20 protein-coding genes are annotated in these 22,493 nt (G+C 72.9%); 15 read left to right on the forward strand and 5 right to left on the reverse strand.

Going from position 1 to position 22,493, the window contains the following annotated elements:
• From egtC to ABEA43_RS16180, 8 genes are all read left to right on the forward strand, one after another.
• Positions 1-720 carry an ergothioneine biosynthesis protein EgtC gene (gene egtC, locus ABEA43_RS16145; RefSeq protein ID WP_345562533.1) on the forward strand — a complete coding sequence of 240 codons (720 nt, stop codon included), beginning with the start codon at positions 1-3 and terminating at the stop codon, positions 718-720.
• Between the two features lie 17 nt (positions 721-737).
• Positions 738-1,718 (forward strand): L-histidine N(alpha)-methyltransferase, encoded by a 981-nt coding sequence (gene egtD / locus ABEA43_RS16150; protein WP_345562534.1) that lies wholly within the window; start codon positions 738-740, stop codon positions 1,716-1,718.
• A gap of 158 nt (positions 1,719-1,876) precedes the next feature.
• Complete coding sequence (locus tag ABEA43_RS16155) at positions 1,877-3,256, forward strand: aminotransferase class V-fold PLP-dependent enzyme (RefSeq protein WP_345562535.1); 1,380 nt, start codon at positions 1,877-1,879, stop codon at positions 3,254-3,256.
• 545 nt (positions 3,257-3,801) lie between these two features.
• Positions 3,802-4,770, forward strand: a complete 969-nt coding sequence (locus ABEA43_RS16160) for an ABC transporter substrate-binding protein (protein WP_345562537.1) — start codon at positions 3,802-3,804, stop codon at positions 4,768-4,770.
• 5 nt (positions 4,771-4,775) lie between these two features.
• Entirely contained in the window at positions 4,776-5,594 is an 819-nt protein-coding gene (locus ABEA43_RS16165; RefSeq protein WP_425570267.1) for an ABC transporter permease, read from the forward strand.
• Positions 5,591-6,364: an ABC transporter permease gene (locus tag ABEA43_RS16170; RefSeq protein ID WP_345562540.1), complete on the forward strand. Its 774-nt coding sequence runs from the start codon at positions 5,591-5,593 to the stop codon at positions 6,362-6,364. Before ABEA43_RS16165 ends, ABEA43_RS16170 begins: the two co-directional genes overlap by 4 nt.
• Positions 6,365-6,416: 52 nt before the next feature.
• Positions 6,417-7,199, forward strand: coding sequence for an ABC transporter ATP-binding protein (locus ABEA43_RS16175; protein WP_345562606.1), 783 nt, complete (start codon positions 6,417-6,419; stop codon positions 7,197-7,199).
• Positions 7,200-7,227: 28 nt separating this feature from the next.
• Positions 7,228-9,009 (forward strand): tannase/feruloyl esterase family alpha/beta hydrolase, encoded by a 1,782-nt coding sequence (locus ABEA43_RS16180; protein WP_345562542.1) that lies wholly within the window; start codon positions 7,228-7,230, stop codon positions 9,007-9,009.
• Positions 9,010-9,013: 4 nt separating this feature from the next.
• Here the strand turns inward: ABEA43_RS16180 and ABEA43_RS16185 are convergent, their stop codons facing one another.
• A complete protein-coding gene (locus ABEA43_RS16185) occupies positions 9,014-10,645 on the reverse strand; it encodes a serine/threonine protein kinase (RefSeq protein ID WP_345562544.1) in 1,632 nt (543 codons plus the stop codon).
• A 31-nt stretch (positions 10,646-10,676) separates the two neighbouring features.
• Positions 10,677-11,333: a TetR/AcrR family transcriptional regulator gene (locus tag ABEA43_RS16190; RefSeq protein WP_345562545.1), complete on the reverse strand. Its 657-nt coding sequence runs from the start codon at positions 11,331-11,333 to the stop codon at positions 10,677-10,679.
• A gap of 117 nt (positions 11,334-11,450) precedes the next feature.
• On the opposite strand from ABEA43_RS16190, the gene ABEA43_RS16195 reads away from it, so the two are divergent.
• Positions 11,451-11,936 (forward strand): GNAT family N-acetyltransferase, encoded by a 486-nt coding sequence (locus tag ABEA43_RS16195; protein ID WP_345562547.1) that lies wholly within the window; start codon positions 11,451-11,453, stop codon positions 11,934-11,936.
• Here ABEA43_RS16195 and ABEA43_RS16200 read toward each other — a convergent pair.
• The gene (locus tag ABEA43_RS16200) at positions 11,881-12,402 is read right to left on the reverse strand and encodes a GbsR/MarR family transcriptional regulator (protein ID WP_345562549.1); all 522 of its coding nucleotides are present in this window, start codon (positions 12,400-12,402) and stop codon (positions 11,881-11,883) included. The genes ABEA43_RS16195 and ABEA43_RS16200 overlap by 56 nt on opposite strands.
• 152 nt (positions 12,403-12,554) lie before the next feature.
• Here ABEA43_RS16200 and ABEA43_RS16205 point away from each other — a divergent pair, with 152 nt between their 5' ends.
• The gene (locus tag ABEA43_RS16205) at positions 12,555-13,502 is read left to right on the forward strand and encodes an aldo/keto reductase (RefSeq protein WP_345562550.1); all 948 of its coding nucleotides are present in this window, start codon (positions 12,555-12,557) and stop codon (positions 13,500-13,502) included.
• Between the two features lie 43 nt (positions 13,503-13,545).
• Here the strand turns inward: ABEA43_RS16205 and ABEA43_RS16210 are convergent, their stop codons facing one another.
• Positions 13,546-14,757: a riboflavin synthase gene (locus tag ABEA43_RS16210; RefSeq protein ID WP_345562552.1), complete on the reverse strand. Its 1,212-nt coding sequence runs from the start codon at positions 14,755-14,757 to the stop codon at positions 13,546-13,548.
• Positions 14,758-15,038: 281 nt separating this feature from the next.
• Here ABEA43_RS16210 and kstD point away from each other — a divergent pair, with 281 nt between their 5' ends.
• The 5 genes from kstD to secD all read left to right on the forward strand — a co-directional run bounded on the left by kstD (position 15,039) and on the right by secD (position 21,141).
• A complete protein-coding gene (gene kstD, locus ABEA43_RS16215; protein ID WP_345562553.1) occupies positions 15,039-16,811 on the forward strand; it encodes a 3-oxosteroid 1-dehydrogenase in 1,773 nt (590 codons plus the stop codon).
• 107 nt (positions 16,812-16,918) lie between these two features.
• Complete coding sequence (locus ABEA43_RS16220) at positions 16,919-18,322, forward strand: L-lactate MFS transporter (protein ID WP_345562555.1); 1,404 nt, start codon at positions 16,919-16,921, stop codon at positions 18,320-18,322.
• Positions 18,319-18,468, forward strand: coding sequence for an MFS transporter small subunit (locus tag ABEA43_RS16225; protein ID WP_345562557.1), 150 nt, complete (start codon positions 18,319-18,321; stop codon positions 18,466-18,468). Before ABEA43_RS16220 ends, ABEA43_RS16225 begins: the two co-directional genes overlap by 4 nt.
• Positions 18,469-18,515: 47 nt before the next feature.
• Positions 18,516-18,857, forward strand: a complete 342-nt coding sequence (locus ABEA43_RS16230) for a hypothetical protein (protein WP_345562559.1) — start codon at positions 18,516-18,518, stop codon at positions 18,855-18,857.
• Positions 18,858-18,897: 40 nt separating this feature from the next.
• The gene (gene secD / locus ABEA43_RS16235; RefSeq protein ID WP_345562561.1) at positions 18,898-21,141 is read left to right on the forward strand and encodes a protein translocase subunit SecD; all 2,244 of its coding nucleotides are present in this window, start codon (positions 18,898-18,900) and stop codon (positions 21,139-21,141) included.
• Positions 21,142-21,216: 75 nt separating this feature from the next.
• On the opposite strand, the gene ABEA43_RS16240 is transcribed toward secD, so the two are convergent.
• Positions 21,217-22,470 carry an MFS transporter gene (locus ABEA43_RS16240; RefSeq protein WP_345562563.1) on the reverse strand — a complete coding sequence of 418 codons (1,254 nt, stop codon included), beginning with the start codon at positions 22,468-22,470 and terminating at the stop codon, positions 21,217-21,219.
• Between the last annotated feature and the right edge of the window lie 23 nt (positions 22,471-22,493).

A 22,493-nucleotide genomic window follows, 5' to 3' on the forward strand; every position in this document is an offset into this window, starting at 1 on the left:
GTGTGCAGGCACGCGGCCTGGCTGGGCGCCGCCCGCCCGCTCACCTGGCTCATCCAGGAGCCCGAGCACGGGCTGCTCAAGCAGTCCTACGCGCCGCGCCGCCAGCGGTCCGGCCTGATCAACGCCGACGGCTACGGCATGGGCTGGTACGACCCCGCGCGCCCCGAGCCCGTGCGCTACCGGCGTTCCGTGCCCATCTGGACCGACGCCAACCTGCCCGCGCTCGCCGCGGTCGCCCGCTCGACCTGCCTGCTGGCGGCCGTCCGGTCGGCCACCGTGGGCATGCCGATCGAGGAGAGCGCCACCGCGCCGTTCATCGACCGGACGTGGCTGCTCAGCCACAACGGGCGCGTCGTCAGGGACGCGCTGCGCGACCTCGCCGACGACCTGCCCGACCGCGCGGAGAGCGCGTGCGACGCGGCCTGGGTGGCGGCCGCCGTGTTCCTGCGCGGGCGCGCCGGGGCCGGCCTGGGCGAGGCGCTGTCCGAGGTCGTCGTACGGGCCGGGAGCAAGGACCCGGCCGCCCGCCTGAACCTGCTCGCCTGCGACGGCGCGTCCATCGTCGCGACCGTCTGGGGCGACACGCTCTTCCATCACCGACTTCCCGACGGCGTGCGCGTCGCCAGCGAGCCGCTCGACGACCTGCCCGGATGGCAGGCCGTACCCGAGCGCAGCCTGCTGACCGTCACCGCGACGGACGTCCGCGTACAGCCATTGTGATCTCTCTAGGAGGCCCCGTGCCCGTCAGCCAGTCGACCGTGCGTGTGATCAACCATCTTGACCGCGACTACCTGCGCCAGGCGCTCGAACACGATGTCAGGACCGGGCTGAGCGCCTCGCCCAAGTGGCTGCCGCCCAAGTGGTTCTACGACGAGGCGGGCAGCGAGCTGTTCTCCCGCATCACCCGGTTGCCCGAGTACTACCCGACCCGGCGTGAGCTGGCCATCCTGCGGGCCAGGGCCGCGGACCTGGTGGCCGCCTCCGGCGCGGACACGCTGGTCGAGCTGGGCTCGGGCACCAGCGAGAAGACCGTGCTGCTGCTGGACGCGCTGGCCGCGGCGGGGAGGCTGCGGGCGTACACGCCGGTGGACGTGGACGCGGTCACCCTTGAGGCGGCGGCGCGGCGGCTGGCCGGGCGCTTTCCGCACCTTGCCGTGCAGCCGGTGTGCGCCGACTTCGAACGGCATCTGGCGTTGCTGCCGCGTACCGGGCGGCGGATGGTGGCCTTCCTCGGCGGCACGATCGGCAACCTCGAACCGGCCGCGCGGGCGGTGTTCCTGAAGGAGCTGCGGGCCACGCTGCGGCCGGGGGACACGTTCCTGCTGGGGGCCGACCTGGTGAAGGACACCGGGCGGCTGGTGGCGGCCTATGACGACGCGGCCGGGGTGACGGCCGCCTTCAACCGGAACGTGCTGCGCGTGATCAACCGGGACCTGGCGGCCGACTTCGACCCGGAGGCGTTCGAGCACGTGGCCGTGTACGACGAGCGCCAGGAGTGGATCGAGATGCGGCTGCGCGCGACCAGGGACATGCGGGTGCGGATCGACGGGCTCGGCCTGGCCGTCTCGTTCGAGGAGGGGGAGGAGGTGCGGACGGAGATCAGCGCCAAGTTCCGGCCGGAGGGGCTGCGGGAGGAGCTCGCGGCGGCCGGCTTCGACGTCCGCCGCCGCTTCACGGACCCGGAAGGCGACTTCACCCTGGTCCTGGCCACCCCATAACCCCCGCCCGCCGGTTCCGCCCCGCTGAGGGGCGAGGCCGGTCGGCTCCCGGGCTGGTGGAGGGGGTGGGCCAGTCGGGTTTGGGCCGACGGGGGTGATGGGCCGGCCGGGTTTGGGCTGGCGGAGGCGTTGGGAGCGGCTGGAGGAAGGGGGCGGAAGTGGTCGGCTTCGGGCCGGTGGACCCGGTGGACCCGGCGGACGCGGTGGAGCAGGCGGACGCGGTGGGGCCGGTTGCGCCGCCGTCGCGGGTCGCTGAGGCGTGGCGGGCCGGGCGGCGTGTCGCGCCTGTTGGGTACCTCGACGCGGCCGGCTGCAACGTGCCCAGCGACCGGGTGCTGGACGCGGTCGTGGCCCACCTGCGTCTGGAGCGGGAGCGCGGCGGTTACGGCGCCGTCCCCGACCTCACCGTGCCGAGGGCCGCCCTGGCCGCCCTGGTCGGCGCGGGCCCGGCGGACGTGGCGTTCCTTGAGAGCGGCACGGCGGCGATGGCGGCACTGCTCGGCGGCTGGTGGCCGACAGCGGACCGCCGCGCCGGGCACTCCGGGAACGAGAGCGGCGTCGCCCACTTGGGCGGGTCAAGCGGCGTCGGCCGCCTGCGCGGGCCGAGCGGCGTCGCCCGCGCAGATCGTCCAGACCGCGCTGATCGAGCCGGCGGTGCTGGTCGTGGCGGGCGGGCCGTTCGGGTCGGGTTTCCGCGTTTCGAGTACGGCAGCACGTTGATGCTGCTGCGCCGCCTGGCTGCCCAGCGCGGCTGGGAGCTCGTGGAGCTGCCCATGGACGGCGACGGCCGGTTCGACCTGGAAGGGCTGCGGGTGGAGCTTGCGGCGGGGCTGGATCTCCTGGTCGTCTCGCACATCGCCTCCCACCGCGGCACCGTCCAGCCCGTGCGGGAGATCGGCGAGCTGTGCCACGCGGCGGGCGTCCCGTACGTGCTGGACGTGTGCCAGTCGCTCGGCCACGTGGACGTACGGGGAGCCGGCGCGACCGCGTACGTGGGCACCTCGCGCAAATGGCTGGCCGGGCCGCGGGGCGTCGGGTTCCTGATCGTGCCCGGCCTCGCCCCCGGCATGGACGCCGCGGTCCCCACGCTCGGCGGGCATCTCTGGGACGGGACCGCGCCGGAGGGCGTCGCCCCGCTGCCGGGCGCGGCCCGCTACGAGAGCGCGGAGGCGGCGATCGGGGCCAGGATCGGGCTCTGCGCGGCGGTGCTGGAGCACCACGTGCTCGGCCCTGCCGCGGTGTACGAGCACCTGGCCGCACTCGGCCGCATGGCGCGCGGCGTGCTCGACGGGGCCGGCGGCTGGCGGGTGGCCGAGCCGCTCGACGAGCCGTCCGCGCTCGTCACGCTCAAGCCACCGCCCGGCGACACGGCCGAGCGCGCCGCCGCGCGGGCGGCCGCGGCGTCCCTGCGGGCCAGCGTGGTGCCGACCGCCCGAGCGCCGCTGGACCTGCGCGAACCCGTGCTCCGCGTCTCCCCGCCACCCGGCACACCGCCGGAGACCTTGCAAGCCCTGGCCCAAGTCCTCGCTTCCTCCTGACTTGCCCCCTGACTTGCCCCCGGAGATCCTGGGCGCCTGGGCCTGCGTCCTCGCTTCCATGCGCCGTGTCGCCGCGCCCCGCACGCCCCTGCGTGCCCCCGGCTCGCCGGGTCCTCGTCTCAGCCGTGCGGCGCTGCCCGCGTGGGCGTCGCACGCCAAGGGATCCTGGCCCTTCCAAGCCCCTGTCGCAAGTTATGTATGCAATATTGTCATCAATCCTCACAGCGACGTTGATCTCCACTCCACTGGCATGGGTGCCGAAGCGCCTCCCGCGTGCGGCTGTTCGACGGCGGCCGTCGCGCCCGCGAGCAGGCCAGGACGTCTGCAGCGCCCAGAAAGCCCGCGTCCCGGATCGGGTCCGGTGTGGTGGCGGGTGTGTGGATGGGTGTGCACCGGCGGGAGATGGCGGTTGTGACGAGGCGATAGTAGGCGATATTGTCAACGATATCGTTGCTCAGCCCGTTGACGATCTCGCCTCCAGGCCTGGGTGAGGTCGGCAGAAGTGATCTCCACACCCCCCACCCGACGTCCCCCGGAGAAGCACTGTGACCAAAGCTCGCGCGGCCCTGGCCGCCGCCTCCGTTCTCCTGCTCACCGCGTGCGGCGGCGGGCAGACCCCTTCCACCAGCCCCGGGACGTCGTCCTCGGCCGGCGCCACCACGGTGAAGGTCAGCGTGATCCCCATCATCGACGTGGCGCCGATCTACCTCGGCGACCAGCAGGGGTTCTTCGCCGAGGAGGGGCTGAAGCTCGAACTCGTGTCCGCCCAGGGCGGCGCCGCCATCGTCCCCGCCGTCGTCAGCGGCCAGGTGGAGTTCGGGTTCAGCAACTTCACGTCACTGATCATCGCCAAGTCCAAGGGACTCCCGCTCAAGGTCGTCGCCCCCGGCGCGGCCTCGACGGGGATCCAGGGCAAGGACTTCGGCGGCGTGGTGGTCAAGGCGGACAGCCCGCTGAAGACGGCCGCGGACCTGGCCGGCAAGCGCGTGGCGGTCAACACCCTGAACAACATCAACGACACCACCGTACGAGCCTCGATCCGGGCCGCCGGCGGGGACGCGAAGAACGTCACCTTCACCGAGCTGGCCTTCCCCGACATGCTCGCCGCCCTCGACAAGGGCAACGTGGACGCGGTCCAGGTCGTCGAGCCGTTCCTGGCCACCGCCAAGAAGAACGGCGACCGCGTGATCGCCTCGAACTACGTCGACACCGCCCCCGACCTGACCATCGCCGGCTACTTCACCTCCCAGCAGACCGCCACCGCCAAGCCCGACCTGGTCAAGCGCTTCACGTCCGCGATGCAGAAGTCGCTGAAGTACGCCACGGACAACCCGGACGCGGTGCGCAAGGTCCTGCTCACGTACACGAAGATCGACCCGGCGCTGACCGGCTCGCTCACGCTCCCGACGTATCCCGCGGAGATCAACAGCGCCTCGCTGGCGACGCTGTCGAAGCTCGCCCTGCAGGACGGCTTGATCCAGACCGCTCCCGACCTCAGCGGGCTGCTTCCGTGACGGCGGTGGTGACGGCGGGACCGGGACGGGGCCGGAGCGGCCGCCGTCACCGCGCGCTGCCCGCCTGGCTCCTGGGCGCGATCGGCCTGGCGGGGCTGGTCGCGGTGGTGGAGCTGGCGCCACGGACGGGGCTGGTGGACGAGCGGTACCTGCCGCCGTTCAGCGCCATGGTCGCGGCCCTGGGGGAGCAGGCCGGCACGGCGGAGTTCTGGCAGTCGCTGCTGGAGACGTTGCGCGGCTGGGCCGCCGGCCTGGCGATCGCGATGGCCGGGGGCGTGCTGCTCGGCATCCTGATCGGCGGCGTCCCGCTGGTGCGGGCCGCACTGAACTCGACGATCGAGTTCCTGCGCCCGATCCCCTCGGTGGCGCTGATCCCGCTGGCCGTGCTGCTGTTCGGCACCGACATGCGCTCGACCCTCCTGCTGGTCGTGTACGCCTCCTTCTGGCAGGTGCTGGTCCAGGTGCTGTACGGCGTCCAGGACGTGGACCCGGTCGCCAGGGAGACCGCGCGCTCCTACCGGTTCCGCCCGCTGACCCAGGTCCGCACCGTGATCTGGCCGACCGCGCTGCCGTACGTGATGACCGGGTTCCGCCTGGGCGCGGCGGTGGCGCTGATCCTGGAGATCACCGGCGAGCTGATCATCGGATCGCCCGGGCTCGGTAAGCAGATCGCGGTGGCGCAGACCTCCGGCGCGGTGGCGTCGATGTACGCCCTGGTCATCGTGGTCGGCCTGATCGGCGTCCTGGTCAACGTGGCCGCCCGGGCCATCGAGCGCCGCGCGCTGCGCTGGCACCCCTCGATCCGCAGGGAGACGGCGTCGTGAGCGCGGGACGCAGGGTCCTGCTGCTGCTGGCCGTACCGGTGCTGCTGGTCGTGGCCTGGTGGACGGCGACGGCGGGCAGCACGAACTTCTTCTGGCCACCGCTGAGCCAGATAGCGGGCACGTTCGGCGAGACGTGGTTCACCGGCCGGTTCGCCGCCGACGTGCTGCCCAGCCTGGCCCGGCTGCTGGCCGGCTACCTGGCCGCCGTGGCACTGGGCGTGGGCCTGGGCACCGCGATCGGCTCGTCGCCCACGCTTCGCGGCCTCCTGGAGCCGGTCCTGGAGTTCTTCCGCGCCATCCCGCCGCCGGTGCTGGTGCCGATCCTGATGCTGTTCGCCGGCATCGGGAACGGCATGAAGGTCCTGGTGATCGTCTCAGGCTGCGTCTGGCCGGTGCTGCTGAACACGGTCGAGGGCGTCCGGGCGCTGGACGAGGTCCTGCGCGACACCGCCCGCAGCTACCGGATGCGCCGCCGCTCGCGGCTGATCCACCTGGTGCTGCGGGGAGCCAGCCCGCAGATCGCCGCCGGCGCGCGGCAGGCGCTGTCCATCGGGATCATCCTGATGGTGATCAGCGAGATGTTCGCCGCGAGCAACGGCGTGGGCTTCACCATCATCCAGTTCCAGCGCAGCTTCGCCGTCCCGCAGATGTGGACCGGGATCATCCTGCTCGGGCTCATCGGCATCGTCCTGTCGATGATCTTCCGCTGGGCGGAGGCCCGGCTGCTGCGCTGGTACACCGGTCTGCGCATGTCACAGCGAGAGGGCTGAGATGACCACCACACCCGTCGGCGCCGCCGCGCGTTCGGAGACCGTCGCCACGATGCTGGACGTCCGCGCCCTGAAGAAGGTCTACGAGGGCAGGGGCCGCAGCGTCGAGGCGATCCGCGACCTGACCTTCACCGTCGGGTCCGGCGAGCTCGTCTGCATCGTCGGCCCGTCGGGCGCGGGCAAGACCACCCTGCTCAGGTGCATCGCCGGGCTGCTCGACAGCACCTCGGGCGAGGTGGTGCTCGAAGGCGAGCGGGTCACCGGGCCGCCGCCCGGCATGGCCGTGGTCTTCCAGGAGTACGGCCGCAGCCTGTTCCCATGGATGACCGTACGGCAGAACGTCGAGCTGCCGCTGAAGGAGAAGAAGGTCCCGAAGGCCGAGCGGCGGCGGCTCGTCGAGGAGGCGCTGGAGGCGGTCGGCCTGTCCGACGTGCACGGCGCCCACCCCTGGCAGCTGTCGGGCGGCATGCAGCAACGCGTGGCCATCGCCCGCGCGGTCGCCTACGAGCCGCATCTCCTGCTGATGGACGAGCCCTTCGCCGCCGTGGACGCCCAGACCCGCGCCGACCTCGAAGACCTCGTCCGCTCCCTGTGGCGGCGGCTCGGGGTCACCGTGCTGTTCGTCACGCATGACATCGACGAGTCCGTCTACCTCGGCCGGCGCGTCATCGTCCTGTCCGACTCGCCGACGGTCGTGCTCGAAGACGTCGTCATCGACCTGCCGGACGAGCGCGACCAGCTCACCACCCGCTCGCTGCCGCGCTTCGCCGAGCTGCGGGCGCACGTCTACGAGCTCGTCCAGCGAGCCAAGGGCGGTCACCGCCCGACCTCCTGAACAGTCAGATCCGAGAGGTGGTTGTCCCTTGCGCGATCTCCCAGGAAAGACGAAACGCGGGCCCGGCCTGGCCGCGGCCCTCATCATCGCGGTCCTGATGTCCGCGATGAGCCTGAGCGCCCCGGCCGGCGCCCAGGCGGGTACTCAGGCCGGGAAGCCGCCCGTCACGGCGGCGGGCCTGGCGAATCTGCCCGCGCTGCCCCCGGTGCTGGACTGCGCCGGCCTGACGGGCCTCGACCTGGGCGGCGTCACCGACGCGCCGGTCACGATCCGGTCCGCGTCCGTCGTGACCACGGGCGCGCCGGCGCCGTACTGCGAGGTCAGGGGTACGATCGCCCCCGCCGACACCATCGTCGTGCGCCTGCCCGTCAACGGCTGGACGCAGCGCTACGCGCAGACCGGCTGCGGCGGCCTGTGCGGCAGCGCCAACATCACTTACACCCAGGCGTCCACCTGCCCGCCGATCGCGGACGGCACGATCGCCAGCGCGACGACCGACATGGGACACCAAGGCCAGAACGACGGCACCTGGGCGGCGCGCAACCCGCAGGCGCAGATCGACTTCGCCTACCGGGGCGTGCACGTGACGTCCGAGGTCGCCAAGGCGATCATCACCAGGTTCTACGGCCGCCCGCCGGCGTACTCGTACTTCAACGGCTGCTCCGACGGCGGCCGGGAGGCGCTGATGGAGGCCCAGCGCTTCCCCGGCGACTTCGACGGCATCGCGGCCGGCGCGCCCGCGAACAACATGGTCGTCCAGAACACGTTCCACCACGCGTGGAACGTCCTGACCAACCGCGCGGAGAACGGCGAGTACATCCTGCTCGCCGGCAGGCTCCCGCTGATCCACAACGCCGTGCTGGCCGCCTGCGACGGGCTGGACGGGCTGCGGGACGGCGTGCTCGGCGACCCGCGGCGCTGCGATTTCGACCCCTCGGCGCTGGTGTGCGCGGCCGGGCAGGACCCGGCGTCGTGCCTGTCCCCGGCCGAGGCCGGCGTGGTCCGGCGGCTGCACGACGGCGCGGTCGACGATCGCGGCCGGCGGCTGGAGCCCGAGGTCGCCCACGAATGGGGCTCCGAGCTCGACTGGACCCTGTTCGTGCCGGCGGTGCAAGGACAGCGGGTGGGCAGCGAGAACTTCGTGCTGAGCTTCGCCCGTTACCTGGCCTACCCGAACGTGGTGAACCCCGGCTGGCAGCTCGCCGACCTGAAGTTCACGGCGAAGTCGTTCTGGAACACGATGCAGTCCGCCGGCTACCTGTCCGCGATGGACCCGGACCTGCGCCCCTTCCAGCGCGGCGGCGGGAAGCTGCTGCTCTGGCACGGCTGGAACGACCAGCACATCGCGCCGCGGGGCACTCTGGCGTACTACGACGCCCTGCGGAAGACGATGGGGGACAAGGCCGTCGACGGCTTCGCCCGGCTCTACCTCTTCCCCGGCGTCGCGCACTGCGGCGGCGGCGAGGGGCCGAACACCTTCGACGTCCTCACCCCGGTGATGGCGTGGGCGGAGAGCGGCCGGCAGCCCGGGAAGATCATCGCGTCGAACGTCGCGGACGGCGCCGTCACACGTACCCGGCCGGTCTATCCCTACCCCGCCGTCGCCCGCTACGACGGCACCGGCAGCACCGACGACGCGGCGAACTTCGCCGCCGTCACGCCGCGCGGGGAGCCGCGCGCCGGCTACCACTGGCTCGGCGAGCGGTTGTACTCCCACGGCTACCAGGTCTGGTGCACGGCGGAGGGCACGGAGCTCCGCTGCCGGCCGTCCGAGACCTGGCTCACCCGCCGCAGGACGCCCGGCGGCTGACCCGTCAGGACAGGTGGCAGGTCGCCGTCGGGGTGAACGCGTTGTCCGGCGGCACGCCCTCCGCCCGCGCGTAGCCAGGGTATTTCCACTGGCACAGCGTCGTCGCGGAGATCTTCGTGTCGGACCCCGAGCACCGCAGGTCGGACCAGCCCGCGTTGAAGACGAAGGAGTAGGAGGAGTAGCCCTGCGCCTTGCAGTATTCGTTGGCGTCGGTCCACGACACCGTGCCGGTGGAGGGAGGCAGCCGCGGCGGGGCGGTGGACTCCTTGCTGGCGGACGGCTTGGACGTCGGCTTGGTGGTCGATGTGCGGGACGGTTTCGCCGACGTGGGCGCGACGGTGTGCCGGGCGCCCGCCGTCGGATCCGGCTCGCGTGACCTGCTCGTACGGGTGCGCGGCACCTTGGCCGGCGACGCGGCCGGACTCTGGGCGAGGTCGGCCTCCTCGCCCATGAGGGACGCGGTCGGGGGCGGCGCCGGGGTGCCCGAGGTCATGGGGGTGGCCTCCGGCGGAGCGGCCGTGCGGCTCGGGACCGGTCCGGCCGCCGCCTGCTGCTGGGCGGTGGCGGGCGCCAGGGCGTAGAAGCCGACGCCGGCGGTGACGACGAGGGCGGCGGCCATCGCGGCCACGGCGAGCGTACGGCGGCGATCGGGTCTCCCCGCCGGGGCGTCCTGCGGGGCGGGGACGGGCAGCGCCCGGGGCTGCGTGTCCTGCCAGGCGGGGACTGGCAGCGCCTGGAGTTGTTCGACCACCTGCGGGTCCTGCCAGGTGGGGACGGGCAGCGCCCGGAGTTGTTCGGCCACCTGCGGGTCCTGCCAGGTGGGGACGGGCAGCGCCCGGAGTTGTTCGACCACCTGGGCGGCGGTGGGCCGCCGGGCCGGCTCCTTGGCCAGGCACTCCTGAAGCAGGCGCCGGAAACGCCCCTCCATCCCGCTCAGATCGGGCTCGCTCGCCAGGACCGAGTGCAGGGTGGCGGGGATCGTGTCGCCGCCGAAGGCCCGGCTGCCCGTGGCCGCGTAGTACATGGTCGCGGCCCAGGCGAACAGGTCGGCGGGCGGCCCCACCTCGCCGTCCGCGATCTGCTCCGGCGCCATGTACGCGGGGCTGCCGATCGGCTGGCTGCTGACGACCGACTGGCTCAGGTCGAGCGCCTTGGCGATGCCGAAGTCGATCACCACCGGCCCGTCGGGGCCGAGCAGCACGTTGCCCGGCTTGAAGTCCCTGTGCACCACCCCGGCCGCGTGGATCGCGGCCAGCGCCGTCGCGGTGTTGACGGCCAGCCGCTGCAGCGCCGCCGCGGCGCGCGGCCCGCTCTCACGGACCGACTCCTGCAGGGAGGGGCCGTCCACCAGCTCGCTCACGATGTACGGCCGGGCGCCGGCGAAGCCGGAGTCGAGCATCTGCGCCGTGCAGAAGGGCGCCACCCGCTTGGCCGTTTCCACCTCGCGCAGGAACCGCGCACGGGCCTGATCGTCGGTGATCAGGTGCGGATGCAGCAGCTTGATCGCGACGAGGACGCCGCCCGGGCTCCGGCCCGCGAACACCGTGCCCTGCCCGCCCGATCCGAGCCGCCCTTCGAGGAGGTAGGGCCCGGCGGCGCGGGGATCGTCGGGGAACAGCTCCGCTAGCTCGGGCACCGAGCCTCCTCGGCGGAGCATGGTGTGGCGTTCAGAGCGCTGCCCTCAGGTCCGAGACCGGCCGGCCCGGCGGGAGCTGGGCGACCAGCCCCTCGGCGGCCGCGGTGAGCATCAGCACGAAGTAGTCCTCCGGGGTGTGTTCTGGGAGGCCGGCCATGGCCTGCCGCACGAGCGGCGAAGCGGCCATCACGGCCAGCGCGTCCTCGATGCTCTGCGACTCGAGGTGCGCGGCGCGCTCCTGCTCCGACACGGTGACGCCGATGGTCATGGTGGCGATCGCCGAGCTGAGCACGGTGGCGGCGGCCGGATCGTAGCCACGCCTGCCGAGGGCGATGATCTGGTGCTCCAGGAGCCGGATGCCCGACGGCCCGCGCGGGAAGAGCCGCTGAAGGTACTGGGCCGTGCCCGGATGCCCGAGCGTGAAGCGCCGCAGCTGCGCGCCGAAGCCGACCAGGTGGGCACTGGCAGACTCGGCCGGGTCGTCGACCAGCGTCAGCGTCCCGAGGATGGCCTCGCCCACGTGGACCTCCAGCGCGGAGCGGCTCGGCACATGGCGGTAGACGGCCGCCGTCGTGACGCCGAGCGCGTCGGCCACGCCCTGCATGGACAGCTCGGTCAGGCCGATCCGCACCCCAGCGTCGACCACGTCACGGAGGGTGAACGTGGCCGTGCGCCCCCCGGTCTTCATGGGACACGCCTCCCTTAGTTACCCGCCCTAACTTAGAGGCATGATCAGCCTGGCGCAACCTCGCTCCGCCGCTGTCACGTGTTCGCGCGGTGGCGGGGGTGACCTAGGCTTTTCCGGGTGGATCACCTGGACATCCGGCCGAGGACCCCCGCCGACCTGGAAGCGTGCGTCGAAGCTCTCGCCCAGGTCCAGGCGGCCGACCGCTATCCCGTGGACTGGCCGGACGATCCGGCCGGCTGGCTGACGCCGGGCGGCCGGCTCAGGGCCTGGATCGCGGTCGAGGCTGGGGTCGAGGCTGGGGTCGAGGCAGCGGTCGAGGCAGGGGCCGTGCTCGGGCACGTGGCGCTCACCCCGGACATGGAGATCACCCGGCTGTTCGTCGTCCCGGCCGCCCGCGGGCGCGGCCTGGCGGCCCGGCTCCTCGACGCCGTACGCGCCGCCGCGCTCGTCCCGCTCAAGCTGGAGGTCTCCTCCGAGGGCACGGCCGCCATCGCGTTCTACGAGCGGTCCGGTTGGCGCAGGGTCGGCAGCACCCGCGCCGGCTGGCTCAACGCGGCGGGTGAGCCGGCTCTGGTCCACCACTACGTGAGCCCGCCGCGCTAGCGGTCTCCCACGACGTCGTGTACTCCGCCAGGATCGCCGCGATGTGCCGCACCATGAAGGTGTAGTAGTCGTGCATCTCCCGCAGGCGGGCGCGCTGCCGGTCGGGCAGCCCGGCTCCCTGCGCCTGCGCGTTCTCGGCCAGCGCCAGCAGCTCGGTCGTCTGGTCGAGCTGGTGCTGGAGGCAGCCGATCCAGGCGTCGTCGCGCCACTCGTAGACGTACTGGCGGGAGCCCGGCTCCTTGAAGCGCCGCACGGTGCCGCTCAGCATCAGCAGGCGGGTCGTCTCCGACATCGAGCCCTTGCTCGCGTCGAGCGCGCTCTGCAGCTCCGGCATCGTCATGGGCGCCCTGCTGAGCATCAGCACCCCGGCGGCGCGTCCCGCCATGGGCGGCCAGCCCATGGCGCGGCCGATGCGCAGGCCGAAGTCGTCGATCAGCGGATGCACGTCGCCGGCGGGGTCGGACACCGCCCGTCTCCATTCGGTCAGAAAACTGAACGTTCACTCTTGACTGAACTTTCTGCTGGGACAGCCTACCGCCTGACCGCCGTTCGGATCTCCCCACGGCCGGCCCCTCGCCAGAATCGCCACCACGAGGGGAAATGGGGAGGATGGCCACTATGACTTTCTCTGACGACCATTCTCATGATCGCGTGCGGCCGCTCGGCGGGACCGGGCTCTCCGTCAGCTCGATCAGTCTGGGCACCTCGTTTCTCGGCAACCCGGCCCAGCCGGACGGCTCGCCGGCGCCGGAGTCCGCGGAGCTGGCGCGGACGCTGCTCGCGGGCCCGTACGCGGTGATCGACACCTCCAACAACTACGCCGGGGGCCGCAGCGAGACCGCTCTCGGGCGGGCGATCGCCGAACACGGGCTGCCGGACGGGCGCAGCATCGTCACCAAGGCCGACTCCGAGCCCGGGACCGGCCGTTTCGACCGGGACCGCGTCTGGCGCTCGTTCGAGGAGAGCACGGCGCGGCTGGGGCTGGAGACGTTGCCGCTGCTGCACCTGCACGATCCGTACACGGTCACCGTGGAGGAGGCCCTGGCGCCGGGCGGGGCCGTGCAGGGCCTGGTCGAGCTGCGCGAGCAGGGGCTGGTCGGCGCGATCGGCGTGGCCGCGGGCGAGATCGACCTGATGACCAGATACGTGACCAGCGGCGTCTTCGACGTGCTGCTCACGCACAACCGCTACACGCTGGTCGACCGGCGCGCCGAGGCACTGATGGCCGAGGCGGCGGAGCGCGGCATGGGCGTCTTCAACGCGGCGCCGTTCGGCGGCGGGCTGCTCGCCGGGCGCGGCACCCGCTACGCCTACCGCGAGGCGTCGCCCGAGCTGCTGGCCTGGACCGAGCGTGCCCGCGAGCTGTGCGACACGTGGTCGATCGACCTGTCGGCGGCGGCCCTGCACTTCTCGATGCGCTGCCCGCTGGTCCACTCCACCGTGGTCGGCGTGAGCCGGCCTGAACGGATCGAGCAGCTCGAGAAGCTGCGCCTGACCACGGTCCCCGACGACTTCTGGCCCGCGCTGGAGGCTTTGGGGACGCCGCCGTCCACCATCGACGGCTGACCTGCGTGCCCGGGAGGCGTCCTGCGCCTCCCGGGCCGTCCGGCTACAGCCAGGTGCGCAGGTCGTCGATGTCGAGCAGGGGCAGGCCCCAGCGCAGCGCGGCGATCTCCAGGTCGGCGGCGGTGGCCATGGTGCCGTCCTGGTTCATGATCTCGCAGCACACCCCGACCGGCGGCAGCCCCGCCGCCTCGCACATCGCCACGGTGGCCTCGGTGTGGCCGTTTCGCTCGGCCAGGCGGCCGGGCCTCGCGGCGATCGGGATGACGTGGCCGGGCCCGGTGAAGTCGCCGGGCCGCGCGTCCGGGTGGGCCAGGCGGCGCACCGTGGCGGCCCGTTCCGCCGCGCTGACCCCCGTGCCGGCGCCCGCCGCCAGGTCGACCGGGGTGTGGAAGGCGGTGCCGTGGCGGTCGCCCGCGCCCCGCATGGGCTCGATCTCCAGCCGCTCCAGCACCTCGGGCGCGCAGGGCACGCACGGATAGCCGTAGACCTGGGTGAGCAGGAAGACGAAGTCCTCGGGGCGCAGCCGGGAGCCGGCGAAGATGACGTCTCCCTCGGCCTCACGGTCGGGGTCCCAGATCAGCGCCGCGCCGCCGGCGGCGATCTGCGCGACCACCTTCTGCACGCCCTGGGCCCCGCTGACGTGCCCGGCCCACGGGAGTGCGGCGACCAGGTCGCGCACGGCGCCGCCCGCGCCCGCAGGGGACCGCCTGGCGATGCGGGTGACCAGGTCGGACTCCAGGTTGACGCGGTCGCCGACGGCCAGGCCGCCGAGCGTGGTGGAGCTCAGGGTGAGCGGGATCAGCGCCACGGAGAACCTGTCGCGGGCCACCTCGGCGACGGTCACGCTGACCCCGTTGACGGCGATCTGGCCCTTCGGCACGACGAGGCGGACGTACCGGTCGGGGATCTTGATCCAGACCCGCCTGGCCGGGTGCTCGTCGTCGACGCGGACGACCTTGCCCACCGCGTCCACGTCGCCCTGGACCAGGTGGCCGGAGATCGCGTCGCCGACCGCGAGCGGGGTCTCCACGTTGACCGTCGTGCCGGGCGTGATCCGGTCGAACGTCGTGCGGCGCCTGGTCTCGGGCGACAGGTCCGCCTCGACGACGCCGTCCTCGCCGGCCGGGCGTACGGCCAGGGCGACGCCGTCGACGCAGATCGTAGAGTGCAGGCCGGTCTTGGCGGCCCGGATGAGGACCCGCCGGTCGTCGGCGTGCTCGATGACGCCGACCTCGTCGATGTGTCCGGTGAACATGGTGCTACACCTCTCAGCAGCATGACTGTCAGGGGCCGGAAGGCCCGAGAGGTGGCGGGGTGTCGCCGCGTGGCCCCGGAGTCGCACCGGATCGTCCCGCCTGCGCGGCGGGACCGGCGGGCTGTCACCGCCGCACCCTGGAATCGCACCAGAGCCTCAAATCTAACAGCACGCCGGATGGCGGTGAAGCGGCGACATGCGTTGACAGGCTAACCAACCAAGCGCATGCTTCGTGTCGCGAGGAGCGCCGGGCTCCCGCGACTCCCCGAAGGGATCGATCGATGGGACCTGCCGAGGTCACTCCAGCGTCTGCTCCTGGGCCCTCAGCCGCAGCGGGGCCGAGCCGCCGTACCCTGCTCCTCGCGGGCGGGATCCTCGTGACCGGCGCGGCGCTGGGCCAGGACCCCGCCTACGCCGACGCCGAGTACGACGTCGTGGTCGTCGGCTCGGGGGCGGCCGGCATGACCGCCGCGCTGACCGCGGCCAAGCGCGGGCTGCGGACGGTGGTGCTGGAGAAGGCGCCGACGTTCGGCGGGTCGGCCGCCCGGTCGGGCGCCGGGATCTGGATCCCGAACAACGAGGTGATCCTCGCCGCCGGCGTGCCCGACACCCCGGCCAAGGCCGCCGCGTACCTCTCCCGCGTCGTCGGCGGCACGGTGCCCGTCGAGCGCCAGCGGGCGTTCCTGGCCGCGGGCCCGGCCATGATCTCGTTCGTGCTGCGGAACAGCCCGCTGCGCTTCCGCTTCATGGAGGGCTACTCGGACTACTATCCGGAGTTCCCCGGCGGGATGCCGAACGGGCGCTCCATCGAGCCGGGACAGTTCGACGGGAACCTCCTCGGCGCCGAGCTGGCCCGGCTCAACCCTCCGTACATCGCCACCCCGGCCGGCATGGTGGTCTTCAGCGCCGACTACAAGTGGCTGACGCTCAGCGCGGTCAACCCGAAGGGCCTGGAAGTGAGCGCCGCCTGCCTGCTGCGCGGCACGGAGGCCGCGTTACGCGGGGAGAAGCCGCTCACCATGGGCCAGTCCCTGGCCGCCGGGCTGCGCGCCGGGCTGCTCGCGGCCGGGGTGCCGGTGTGGCTGAACACCCCGCTGCTGGACCTGCACGTCGAGTCCGGCCGCGTCGCCGGCGTGGTCACCTCCGCGGGACTGGTCAGGGCCAGGCGCGGGGTGATCGTGGGGTCGGGCGGGTTCGAGCACAGCGCGGCCATGCGCGCGGAGTTCCAGCGCCAGCCCATCGGGACGAGCTGGACCGTGGGCGCGAAGGAGAACACCGGCGACGGCATCGAGGCCGGCGAGCGCGCCGGGGCCGCGCTGGACCTGATGGACGACGCCTGGTGGGGGCCGTCGATCCCGCTGCCCGGCCAGCCGTACTTCTGCCTGGCCGAGCGGACCCTGCCCGGCTGCGTCCTGGTCAACGGCAACGGCGTGCGCTTCGTCAACGAGGGAGCGCCCTACAGCGACGTGGTCCACGTCATGTACGACCGCAACACCCCTTCCGCGCCGCACATCCCGGCCTGGCTGATCGTCGACCAGAACTACCGCAACCGGTATCTGTTCAAGGACGTCGCCCCGCTGCTGCCGCTGCCCGCCTCCTGGTACGACAGCGGCGCGGTGTTCCGGGCCCCGACGATCGAGCAGCTGGCCGGCAAGATCGGGGTGCCGTCCGCCGCCCTGCGCGCCACGATCACCCGGTTCAACGGGTTCGCGCTGACCGGCAGGGACGCCGACTTCCACCGCGGGGACAGCGCCTACGACCGCTACTACGCCGATCCGTACGTCAAGCCCAACCCGTGCCTGGCCCCGCTGTGGCTGCCGCCCTTCTACGCCTTCAAGATCGTCCCCGGTGACCTGGGCACCAAGGGCGGCATGCGCACGGACGCCCGCGCCCGGGTGCTGCGCGCCGACGGATCCGTCATCCCCGGCCTGTACGCGGCCGGCAACGCCAGCGGCGCCGTCATGGGCCACAGCTACGCCGGCTCCGGCTCGACCATCGGGCCCGCCATGACGTTCGGCTACGTGGCCGCGAACGATCTCGCCGACAGCCCCTGACCGGCGGCTGTAGGGCTGTCGGCCGTTCGTCGACAAGATCTGACCGCTTGCCGTAAAGGAAAAGGAGGGTGCGCAATACTGCATACCGTATGTGGTACCCGTGATCCGTGGCAGACAGCACGAGACTCGCGGGCCCTGCGGGCCCCGCGAGCTCCGCAGGATTCCTCAGCCGTTCCCGTACCGTGGCGCCGCCCAATTGGAGCCGGTGGCTGGTGCCACCCGCGGCGCTCTCCGTGCACCTGGCGATCGGCCAGGCGTACGCCTGGAGTGTGTTCAAGCCCCCGCTGGAGTCCTCGCTCCAGCTGTCCGGCACCCAGAGCGCACTGCCGTTCCAGCTCGGCATCGTCATGCTCGGCCTGTCCGCGGCCTTCGGCGGCACGCTGGTGGAGCGGAACGGGCCGCGCTGGGCCATGTTCGTGTCGATGGCCTGCTTCTCCTCCGGCTTCCTGCTGTCCGCGCTGGGGGTGGCCACCCGGCAGTACTGGCTGGTCGTCCTCGGTTACGGGTTCGTGGGCGGGATCGGGCTCGGCATCGGCTACATCTCCCCGGTGTCCACGCTGATCAAATGGTTCCCCGACCGGCCGGGCATGGCGACCGGCATCGCGATCATGGGGTTCGGCGGCGGCGCGCTCATCGCCTCGCCGTGGTCGGCGCAGATGCTCGGCTCGTTCGGCACGAGCACGACCGGCATCGCCACGACCTTCCTCGTGCACGGCCTGGTCTACGCGGTCTTCATGTCCGTGGGCGTGCTGCTCGTACGGGTCCCGCCGGACGGCTGGCGGCCCCGGGGATGGCAGCCGCCGCAGGTCGCCGCCCGCGCGCTGATCACCACGGCCGACGTCTCGGCCCGCAACGCGATCCGCACCCCGCAGTTCTACTGCCTGTGGATCGTGTTGTGCTGCAACGTCACGGCCGGCATCGGGATCCTGGAGAAGGCCGCCCCGATGATCAAGGACTTCTTCTCGGGCACCGCGACGCCCGTCGCCGTCGGGGCCGCGGCGGGTTTCGTCGCCCTGCTGTCGCTGGCGAACATGGCCGGGCGGTTCGTCTGGTCCTCCACCTCCGACGTGATCGGGCGCAAGAACATGTACCGCGTCTACCTGGGCGCCGGCGCGCTGCTCTACCTCGTGATCGCGCTGGCGGGGGACTCGTCCCGGCCGCTGTTCATCATGTGCGCGCTGGGGATCCTGTCCTTCTACGGCGGCGGCTTCGCGACCGTCCCGGCGTACCTGAAGGATCTGTTCGGGACGTACCAGGTGGGCGCGATCCACGGGCGGCTGCTCACCGCGTGGTCCATCGCCGGCGTGCTCGGCCCGCTGATCGTCAACGCGATCGCCGACGCGCAGAAGGCCGCGGGGCGGTCCGGGCCCGCCCTCTACACCACGTCGCTGTACATCATGATCGGGCTGCTCGCGGTGGGCTTCCTGGCGAACGAGCTGATCCGGCCGGTGCACGACAGGCACCACGAGCGGCCCGCGAAGCCGGTCACGGAGAAGGGGCAGGCGCGATGACCTCCACCACGGACACGGACGCGCGGGAGGCGGCGGAGCCGCGGCGGACCTGGCTGATGGTGCTGGCGTGGTCCTGGGTCGGGCTGCCCTTCGCGTACGGCGTCTATCAGCTGCTGCTCAAACTCACCCAGCTCTTCGCGGGCTGACCCCGCCCGCCACGGGTTAAGGTGGCCCGGACGGAGAGGGGGGAGACGTGCGGACGAGGCTGCCTGCCGCGTTGCTCTTCCTCCTGTCCTGGCTCCTGCCCGTCGCGGGCCAGGCCCCGGCGGCTCAGCAGGTCGCCGCCCCGATGGTCCAGCAGGTCGCGAGCCGGACGCCGGAGGCGCGGCAGCTCCCGTACGAGCCCGCGACCGCCCGGGTGTGGGCCGGGCCGCACGGCGCGGCGGGCCCCAGCGGTGCGGCCCTGCTCGCGGCCGGTCCCCCCGGCTTCGGGCACGCGTGGGCCGTCGTCGTCGCCACCGCCGTCCCGGGCGCCCCCGCCGACCGCCGCCCCCTGGCGGCGCCCGCTCGCGCGCCTCCCTCCACAGGGTTCTGAGATCCCTTTTCCGCACGTCTGAGCCTGTGGAGGCTTTCCCATGTCCCGTGCGCCTGTCTGGCGTGCGGTGACGGCGCTCGCCGTCATCGCGATCTCTCTCACCCTGGCCCTGATCACCGCGCCGCGTCTGGGCCTGGATTTAAGAGGCGGCACCCAGCTCGTCTTCGAGACGAGGAATTCGGCCACCGTCAAGGCCGACTCGGCCGCCACCGACCGCGCACTGAACGTCCTGCGCCAGCGCGCCGACGCGCTCGGCGTGGTCGATCCCACCCTGGTCCGCTCGGGCGAGCGGCGGATCATCGTCGAGCTGCCGGGCGTGCTCGACCCGCGGCAGGCGGCCGACGTCATCGGCCGTACCGCGCAGCTCGCGTTCCACCCGGTGCTCGGCGCGGCCGAGGCCGGCGACAAGACGGCGGTCCCCGACGAGAACGGCGGGCTGCTGAAGCTCGGGCCCGTGGCCGTCAGCGGCGACGGGATCAGCGACGCGACGGAGCAGAGCGACCCCCAGCGCGGGCCCGGCTGGTGGGTGAGCATCGGCTTCCGCGACGCCGGCCTCTGGCAGCGGCTGACCGGCGCGGCGGCCTGCGAGCCCGCGGGCGACGCGAAGCGCAGGATCGCCATCGTACTCGACAAGGAGATCATCTCCTCGCCGCCGCTCGATCCCTCGGTCCTCTGCGGGACCGGCATCCCGGGCGCGAGCGGCGACATCACCGGGTCGTTCACGTACGAGGAGGCGCGCGACCTGGCCGTGCTGATCAAGGGCGGCGCGCTGCCCGTCCCGCTCGACCTCGTCGAGCAGCGGACGGTCGGCCCGACGCTCGGCGCGGCGGCCATCGACGCCAGCGCCAAGGCGGCGATCGCCGGGCTGGCCCTGACGGCCGTGTTCATCGTCGCCGTCTACCGCCTGTCCGGCCTGCTGTCGGTGCTCGCCCTGCTGTGCTACGGCGTCATCTCCTACGCGACGCTGGTGGCGATGGGGGCGACGTTCACGCTGCCGGGACTGGCCGGGTTCGTGCTGGCGATCGGCATGGCCATCGACGCCAACGTGCTCGTCTTCGAACGGGCCAGGGAGGAGTACGGCCAGGCGCCAGGACGCGGGCTGAAGGGGGCGCTCGGCCGTGGGTTCGCGAACGCGTGGAGCGCGATCGCCGACTCCAACGTCACCACCCTGATCGCCGCCGGCCTGCTGTTCTGGCTGGCCTCCGGCCCGGTCAAGGGTTTCGGCGTGACCCTGGCGGTCGGTGTGCTGGCCTCGCTGGTCTCGGCCATGCTCATCACCCGCGTGCTGGCCGAGACCGTCATCGGCAAGGTGCGCCCGCGCCTGTCCGGCCTCGGCTCGGCCGGCGCCGTACGCACCTGGCTGACCCGCAGGAACCCGCAGCTCATGCGGGGCCGCAGGCTGTGGCTGGCGGTCGCGGGCGGCCTGGTGGCGGTGGCCTGCGCCGGGCTGCTCGCGCGCGGGCTGAACTTCGGCGTCGAGTTCACCGGCGGGCGGCTCGTCGAGTTCGCCACGAGCCGGCCGATCCCGGCCGACGCCGCCGGCCAGGCGGTCACCCGCGCCGGGTTCCCCTCCGCCGTGGTGCAGTCGACCGGCGACGGCGTCACGGTACGCGCCGGACGGCTCGGCCTCGACGAGGTGGCCAGGATCGAGCAGGCGCTCGAACAGCAGGGCGGCGAGGTGACCAAGCGGCGCGAGGAGTTCGTCGGCCCCAGCCTGGGCGAGGAGCTGCGCCGCAACGCCCTCGTCGCGCTCGGCGTGGCCGTGGCGATGCAGCTGGTCTATCTGGCGATCCGGTTCAGGTGGACGTTCGGCGCGGCGGCGGTGCTGGCGCTGCTGGTGGACGTGACGGTGGTGATGGGGGTGTTCGCCTGGCTCGGTAAGCCGGTGGACGGCATCTTCCTGGCCGCCATGCTGACCATCGTCGGGTATTCGGTCAACGACAAGGTCGTGGTGTTCGACCGGGTACGCGAGCTGTGGGCGGCCCGGCGTAGCGAGCCGTTCGCGGCGGCGGTGAACGGCGCGATCCTGCAGACCATGCCGCGGACCGTCAACACGGGGCTGGGGGCGCTGTTCATCCTGACCGCGCTGATGGCCTTCGGCGGCGACTCGCTGCGCGACTTCGCGACGGCGCTGGTGATCGGGATCGTGACGGGGACGCTGTCGTCGGCGTTCGTGGCCGGGCCCGCGGCGATCTCGCTGGCCAGGTTCGACCGGCAGCCGCCGCCCGAGCCGGCCAAGCGGCGCGCCCGCAAGGCCAGGGAGGGCACGGGGGCCGTGGTGTGAGGAAGGGCGACCGGCCGTGGCGTGAGTGGGACGGGCCGCCGTGTCCAACGCCTGCGGCCGGCCGCTGACTCGTGGTCAGCTTCTGCGGCGGGTCGCCGTACTCGGCTTGGGGTGGGTGCCGGGCGTGGCCCCTTTCGGGAGCAGCCAGAGGGTGAGCAGGGCGGACAGGAGGGTGAGCGCGCAGGCGGCGTTGAGCGCCACCGGCAGCCCGGAGAGCTCGCTCACGGCGGGGCCCGCGAGCGCCCCGATCATGGTCGCCGCGGCCTCCGCGGTGAGGAACACGGAGCTGACGCGCCCGAGCAGCCCTTCGGGGGTGGCTCGCTGCATCCGGGTCTGCACGGCCACCAGCACGGTGACCCCCGGCAGCCCGAGCAGGACCGCGGCGGCCAGCGCCAGGGGCAGCGAGCTGCTGTTGAACAGCAGGGCGAAGGCACCGGCCACGAGCGCCTGACCGGTGGCGAGCGCCGGCCTGGTGGCGAACCGGTCCACGATCCTGCGGCTGATCGGCGCGCCGACGAGGAAGCCGAGCCCCAGCGCGGACAGCAGGTAGCCGACCTGGACGCTCCCGCCCAGATGCGTTACGGCGAAGGGGACGAGGAGGGCGGTCAGGGCCGCGTTCGCGAGCAGGTAGAGGCTGTTGGTGGCGAGCAGCGCCCGGGTCACCGCGGCGCGGCGGACGTGCCGCAGCCCGTCCCCGATGTCGGCGAGCACCCTCCGGGCGGCGGCCGCCGCAGGCCCTTCGGCGGGGGCCGTATCCCTGGGTCGTTTCGCGATCCTGCTGATGGCCGCGGCGGACAGCAGGCTGGCGGTGACGCTGGCGGCGACGGCCCCGTCGATGCCGGAGGTGGCGAACAGCAGCCCGCCGAGCGGCGGGCCGCTGAGCCCGACCACGCCGGTGGTGACCGCGCCCAGCGAGTTGGCGCTGGTCAGCGCGGGTCCTGTGCCGACCACGGACGGCGTGTGGGCCGCGGCGGCGGGACGGAACAGCACCCCGGCCGTGCCCTGCCCGAGCACGGCCGCGTACACGAGCCAGATGGTGTCGGGGGTCCTGGCGAGGAGCGCCACGGAGATCGCCAGTGCGTGCAGGAGATCGGTGGCGATCATCAGGCGGCGGCGGTCCCACCGATCGGCCGGCACCCCGGCGAACGGGCCGAGCAGCAGCGACGGCAGGTACTCGAAGGCCAGCGTGACGCCCGTCGCCAGCGCCGAGCCCGTGACGGCGTAGACGTGCGCGGGCACCGCGACGACCAGCAGGCTCGTGCCGAGACCGGCGATCGCCCGCGCGCCCCAGAGCAGCCGGAAGTCCCGCACCTTCAGTGCGCTCACCATCGCCCCTCCCCGGGAGAATTATT

The organism is Nonomuraea rosea (assembly GCF_039539705.1).
GTDB lineage: Bacteria > Actinomycetota > Actinomycetes > Streptosporangiales > Streptosporangiaceae > Nonomuraea > Nonomuraea rosea.